Here is a 1947-nt window from a genome sequence, read left to right on the forward strand (position 1 = left end):
GGGTTATACTGCCATAAAACCCTATTTAAGGATTACTCCGCAACCAAATAAATAATTTTATTTGGTTTATTAATTATTTTATATATTTGAAAAAGATAGGGTTATCTATTCCGTCTGAACATTAAAACCATTTTATTTTCAGTTTGGCTTTAGTTTTTAATCTATATAACAAAAATTTTTAATACTAATTATAATTATGAAAACTGGAAAAGTAAAATGGTTTAACACACAAAAAGGTTATGGCTTTATTGTTACCGATGATGGTAAAGATCTTTTTGTACACTTTAAGGATGTACAGGGCGGCGTAAATGCCATTAAAGATAATGATAGCGTTACTTACGAAGTGGAAGAAGGCCGAAAAGGATTACAGGCAGTAAATGTTAAAAAAGCATAATTAACCAAAGTCTTCACAACAGACCTCTGCAACCACAGAGGTTTTTTTTGTGCTATTTTTTTTGATTATATATAATTCTGCTACTTTAGCCAATCAACTATATAACTATGACTAATGTTACCGCTTCTACTAATATTACGGCTTCCAAAGCTACAAGGAATATGATATTCCTGGTTCTTGTGGCTTCCCTTGGCTATTTTGTTGACATCTATGATCTTTTAGTTTTTTCGATAGTACGTAAAGCCAGCTTGCTGGATATTGGCGTTTCTGCGGCAGATGTATTACCTAAGGGCGTGTTTATCATTAACGTACAGATGTTTGGCCTTTTATTGGGGGGCATTTTGTGGGGTGTAATTGGCGATAAGCTGGGCCGTATTAAAGTGCTGTTTGGTTCCATTCTGTTATATTCGGTAGCCAATTTTGCCAATGCTTACGTGCACGATGTAAATACCTATGCATTGGTTAGGTTTATTGCAGGTATTGGCCTTGCCGGCGAACTTGGCGCGGGCATTACCCTGGTAAGCGAAACATTGAGTAAAGAAAAACGCGGATACGGAACAATGATTGTTGCGGTAATTGGTTTATTTGGCGCGGCTGCAGCTGTAATGGTTGCTAAACATGGCTGGCAAAATGCCTATAAAGTAGGTGGGGGGCTTGGCATACTTTTGTTACTGTTAAGGATAGGAACTTTTGAATCGGGTATGTTTAAAAACATTGAGCAAAGCGAGGTTTCAAAAGGAAACTTCTTTATGTTATTTAGCAGTTGGGATAAGTTTAAAAAATACATTTATTGTATCCTTATCGGGGCGCCATTATGGTATGTGGTAGGCGTATTGGTTACCTTATCGCCTGAGTTTGGCAAAGCCCTGGGAGCAAAAGAAGCCTTAAGCGCTGCCGATGGGGTTTTATACACATACATTGGCATAGCTATTGGTGATATTTTTGCCGGGCTGCTTGCCCAGATTACCAAATCAAGAAAACTTACCATGGCGGTATTTTTATTGTTATCGGTGGTAAGCGTTATATTTTATTTAAGCTCAAAAGATTTAACCAATGCCCGATTTGTGTGGCTCTGCTTTTTCATGGGCTGTTCTGTTGGCTACTGGGCAACATTTGTTACCATTGCAGCCGAGCAATTTGGCACCAACATTCGTTCAACAGTTACCACTACAGTTCCAAACTTTGTAAGGGGATCTTTAATTCCAATTAATATGGCTTTTGCAGCTTTTGTAAAAAGCTATGGTATGGTAACAAGCGGTTATATCATGATGGGCATACTTACACTCATTGCATTATTTTCGTTAAGCCAGCTAAAGGAAACCTTTGGTAAAGACCTGGATTATGTGGAGATAAGTTAATTTGAAGATTTGGTAATTATTGACGCTATTTACATTTTCAAATTGCCAAATCTTCAAATTCTCAAATTAAATTACATTTGCATTAATGATAAGCAAAGAACAAATAGCCGCTGATTACAAACAGATACAGGATGAGATATGTGCGGCGCTTGAACTAACCGACGGACAGGCCAAGTTTGAAGAAGAGAACTGGGA

2 protein-coding genes are annotated in these 1947 nt (G+C 37.4%); both read left to right on the plus strand.

Annotation, left to right across the window (positions count from 1 at the left end; all coding sequences use genetic code 11):
* Positions 1 to 196: 196 nt before the first annotated feature.
* Positions 197 to 394 (plus strand): cold-shock protein, encoded by a 198-nt coding sequence (locus AC1DPZ_RS26255; protein ID WP_091142652.1) that lies wholly within the window; start codon positions 197 to 199, stop codon positions 392 to 394.
* 107 nt (positions 395 to 501) lie between these two features.
* Entirely contained in the window at positions 502 to 1752 is a 1251-nt protein-coding gene (locus AC1DPZ_RS26260; RefSeq protein ID WP_477409059.1) for an MFS transporter, read from the plus strand.
* The last annotated feature ends 195 nt before the right edge of the window (positions 1753 to 1947 follow it).

The sequence above is a fragment of the Mucilaginibacter sp. P4_G9 genome, assembly GCF_056400985.1.